This is a genomic window from Streptomyces cahuitamycinicus, from assembly GCF_002891435.1.
Classification (GTDB): domain Bacteria; phylum Actinomycetota; class Actinomycetes; order Streptomycetales; family Streptomycetaceae; genus Streptomyces; species Streptomyces cahuitamycinicus.
On sequence record NZ_POUC01000585.1, the window covers coordinates 1 to 3,932 of the forward strand.

Consider the following 3,932-nt stretch of genomic DNA (forward strand, 5'->3'; position numbering starts at 1 on the left):
GCCCCCGGCCGGGCCGTCCCGCGCACACTCGACTGGACCGGCCCGCCCCCGGACATCGCCGTCGACCTGCACGGCAACGGCCCGCCCAGCCACCGGCTGCTCCTGGGCCTGCGCCCGCTGAAGCTGCTCGCCTTCGCCCACCCGGACCTGCCCGGGATCGACGGCCCGCCCTGGTACCCGGAGGAGCACGAACGTGACCGCTGGTGCCGGCTGCTGCGGGCGTACGGCATCGACGCCGACCCGGGTGATCTGCTGCTGCCCCGCCCGCAGACCGCCTCCCCGGCGCCCGGCGCGGTCGTCCTGCACCCCGGCGCCGGGTCACCCGCGCGCTGCTGGCCCGTCGAGCGGTACGCGGCCGTCGCGGCCGAACTGCGCGCCCGGGGCCCGCGGGTCGTGGTCACCGGCGGCCCGGCCGAGGGCAACCTGGTGGCCCGGCTCGCCCAGCGGGCCGGTCTGCCGGACACGGACGTGTTCGACGGCGGCCTGCCCTTCGAACGGCTGTCCGCTCTCGTGGCCGGCGCCTACGCCGTGATCAGCGGCGACACCGGCATCGCCCACCTCGCCGTCGCCCACGGCACGCGCTCCGTCACCCTGTTCGGCCCGGTCGCGCCGAGCCGCTGGGGTCCGCCGGCCGACCCGCGCCACCGCGCCCTGTGGTACGGCCCGGAGGGCGACCCGCACGGCCGTCGGCCCGACCCGGCGCTCCTGCGCATCAGCGTCGAAGACGTCCTGAGGGCCGTCGACGAACTGCCCGGCGCCCCGCGGCCCTGAGCGGCGCGGCCGCGTTCAGCCGTCGCAGCACCGGCACATCAGCCGGAACGCGGCGAACAACGTCAGGGGCCACAGCGCGGCGAACGCCCAGATCACCCCCGGTTCGGACGTGACGATCCCCGCCACCATCAGCCCGACCGACACCGCGAGCAGGATCAGGACGGTCCGGACACGGGGGCGGTAGCAGGCCAGTCGGGCCAGGACGCGGGCGGGGTCGGGGCGGCGGCTCACTCGGTGGGTGCGCAGCCTGCGGGCGAGGCGGCGGTCGCGGCGCAGAGCGCGTTCCATCTCGTCGAGGATGCGCTGCTCGTTCTCGGGAAGTCGGCCGATGGACACGCTCTCTCCTTCCGGGCGGCCGGACCGTCTCTCCTCCCGGGGGGACGTGCGGCGGGGGAAGTGCAGCAGGGGACGTACAAGCGGGTGCCCCGTGGTCGCCCCGGGCTAACCGGGCACCGGCCGCGCCAGCGCCTCGACGAGCCGGTCCGCGCTGTCCGGCACGGAGCCCTCGCGGAACCCGTCGCGGATCTGCCGCGCGGTCACCCGGCCGCCGGTCAGGCACCAGTCCCACCAGCGGTCCAACTGCCGCACGTCGAGCTGCTCGGCGGGCACCAGTGCGGGCCAGCCGCAGGCCCGGGCCTGCGCGGTCAGCTTGGCGCCGCCCGCGACCGGGTCGACGGCCAGCACCGGCGTGCCCACCCGCAGCGCGATCACCAGCCCGTGCAGCCGGTCGGTGACGACGAGGTCCAGCCGGGCCAGTACGGACTGCAGCTGTGCGGGCGTCGCGCTCAGATGCCAGTCGTGCGTGTCGAGCCGCGTCTCCAGCTCCAGCCGGCCGCAGTCCTTGGACGCCAGCCAGCGCGTTACCTCCTCGGCGACCTGCCCGTGCCGCCGCAGCTGCCCGTACTCGTGCTGTCCGTGCGCGAGGATCACCCCGACGACGGGCCGCGCCGGCACTTCCGGGGCGCGGGCCGCGAGGTCCTCCACCGGCTCGCTGTCGGGCCCGTCCCGGGGCAGCACCCGGTGGAAGCCGGTCACGGCCGGGCTGCCGGGGTCGATCACCGAGGTGCCCACGGCGATCCGCACGCAGTGCGCGAAGCGTTGGTGCAGCTCCTCCACCTGCGGTCCGTGCAGCGGGCCGCACACGAACACGAGGTGGCTGTAGTCCTCGGGCCACAGCCGGTCCAGATGCAGTGCCTCCGGACGGAAACGGGGACTCCAGGCGACGTCGTAGGGAATGCCCGTCCCCCGCAGCACGTCCTCCACCCGGCGCAGGGCCAGCACGTCCCCGGCGGTCGCCTCCCTGTCCCGGAAGCTGAACCAGCCGGTGAGCAGCACCCTGCGCGGTCGCTTGCCCTGTTGTGTCTGCACAGGCCCTGAGTGCCCGCACATCGGCAAGACATTCAGGGCATTACACTCATATGCCGTGCCGTCACTGGGTGTAGAAGGTGGCGTCCGCCCGGTCGGTGGCTGTGCTCACCGCCTGCACGTTCAGCAGGTACTCCCAGTGGCGGACGTATCGCCCGGGGTAGTTGTACGACTCGTACGACACGCCGGCCGAGTCCGCGAGTCCGGCGCGCTGCCGGAAGGTCGCGTCGGACGCGAACTGCGCGCTGCCGTCGTTCTTCCGCAGCCACACCTGGAAGTTCTCGTGCCGCAGGAAGTAGCCGGGGAAGTTGACCGACTCAAGTGAGACCGTGCCGCTGCCGGCGAGGCCCGGCACGAGGCGGAACTGGGAGTCGGCGAGCTTGGTGACGTTCGCCTCGATCCGGGCCCGGTAGTCGTAGTGCCTGACGAACCGGTCCGGGAAGTTGTACGAGGAGAAGCGCTGCGGGGTGACCCCGTCGGCCACGGGGATGCCGAAGTTCGGGGTGCCGTCGGCGTTCCAGTACACCTTCTGCACGCGGGTACGCCGGTTGGGGTCGTAGAGGGGGTCGCCGGTGATGTCCTTGTAGCTGCGGTCGTGGTAGACGAGGATGTCGCTCCTGCCGTCCTCGGAGACCGTGAAGGAGTTGTGGCCCGGGCCGTACTGGCCGGTCGCGGCGCTGCTGGCGAACACCGGGACGGGGCTCTTGCTCCAGGACGCCGGGCTGAGCAGGTCGGCGCTCGCGGAGGCGGTGAGCATGCCCAGGCAGTAGTTGGCGTCGGTGGCGCTCGCTGAGTACGTCATGAAGATCTTGCCGCCGCGCTGGATCACGGCCGGGCCCTCGTTGACCTTGTAGCCGACGGTCTCCCAGGAGTAGGTGGGCCGCGTCAGCATCACCGGAGTGCCGGTGATCGTCCAGGGGTTGGCCATCTTCGCCAGGTAGACGTCGGTGTTGTTGTTCACGGACGGGTCGCGCTGCGCCCAGGCCAGGTAGCGCACGCCACCCACGACGAAGGTCGTGGCGTCGAGCGAGAAGCTCTCCCACTGGGTCTTGATCTGGCCCTTCTCCGTCCAGGTGGCGGCGAGCGGGTTGGCGCCGGTGCCCTCCAGGACGTACATCCGGATCGCCCACACGTCGTCGGTGGCACCCGCGGCGAAGTACACGTACCACTTGCCGTCGATGAAGTGGATCTCCGGTGCCCAGATGTGGGCGCCCATCACACCGCTGCTGTGCTTCGTCCAGATGGTGGTCTCCGGCGCCGTCTTCAGGCCCTGGATGGTGGTCGCCCGGCGCAGCACGATGCGGTCGTACTCGGGAACGCTGGCGGTGAAGTAGTAGTAGCCGTCGGTGTGCTTGAAGATGTGCGGGTCGGCCCGCTGCTCCGCGATCGGATTGGTGTAGGTGACGGCGGGGGAGTCGGGCACGGCGGCCCGGGCGGGCGCCGATGCCAGGCAGGTCGCGAAGGCCATCAGGGAAGCCAGGAGCAGCCGAACGGCTATGCGTCTCAAGGGGGTTCTCCAGCGGGTGATCGGGGGGTGGGAACGAGTCACCCCTGTCCGACATATCGAACGTAGTTCGTGAATTCGACCATGAAGTGGTCAGAAGATAAGGGCGGCTCTTACCGTCGTCAACGGTTCGCGCAAGCGAGACGCACGAGGACGGCGAGCGCCTCGGTCCGGGGGCGGCCGGACGGCCGGGGAAGCGGGCTCCCCGTGAGGACGCGCACGCCGAGGCCGGTGACCCGGCCGCGGGGCCCCCGCCGAGCCGCCCTGGCAGCCGTCAGGCCGGGGGCAGGTG

Annotated in this window: 4 protein-coding genes; 1 reads left to right on the top strand and 3 read right to left on the bottom strand. The window is 72.3% G+C overall.

Annotated elements, in window-relative coordinates; all coding sequences use genetic code 11:
- On the top strand, positions 1-771 hold a 771-nt coding region (locus tag C1J00_RS39705), incomplete at its 5' end, for a glycosyltransferase family 9 protein (RefSeq protein ID WP_102913716.1).
- Positions 772-786: 15 nt separating this feature from the next.
- Here C1J00_RS39705 and C1J00_RS39710 read toward each other — a convergent pair.
- The 3 genes from C1J00_RS39710 to C1J00_RS39720 all read right to left on the bottom strand — a co-directional run bounded on the left by C1J00_RS39710 (position 787) and on the right by C1J00_RS39720 (position 3,643).
- Positions 787-1,107 (bottom strand): DUF3040 domain-containing protein, encoded by a 321-nt coding sequence (locus C1J00_RS39710; protein ID WP_102913717.1) that lies wholly within the window; start codon positions 1,105-1,107, stop codon positions 787-789.
- A 105-nt stretch (positions 1,108-1,212) separates the two neighbouring features.
- Positions 1,213-2,160: a polysaccharide pyruvyl transferase family protein gene (locus C1J00_RS39715; protein ID WP_102913718.1), complete on the bottom strand. Its 948-nt coding sequence runs from the start codon at positions 2,158-2,160 to the stop codon at positions 1,213-1,215.
- Between the two features lie 40 nt (positions 2,161-2,200).
- Positions 2,201-3,643, bottom strand: coding sequence for a family 43 glycosylhydrolase (locus tag C1J00_RS39720; RefSeq protein ID WP_439333477.1), 1,443 nt, complete (start codon positions 3,641-3,643; stop codon positions 2,201-2,203).
- Positions 3,644-3,932 lie beyond the last annotated feature (289 nt).

What these genes read in the sequence shown, in the direction of transcription:
- C1J00_RS39715 (WP_102913718.1), bottom strand. Translation starts at nt 2,160, where the DNA reads ATGTGCGGGCACTCAGGGCCTGTGCAGACACAACAGGGCAAGCGACCG.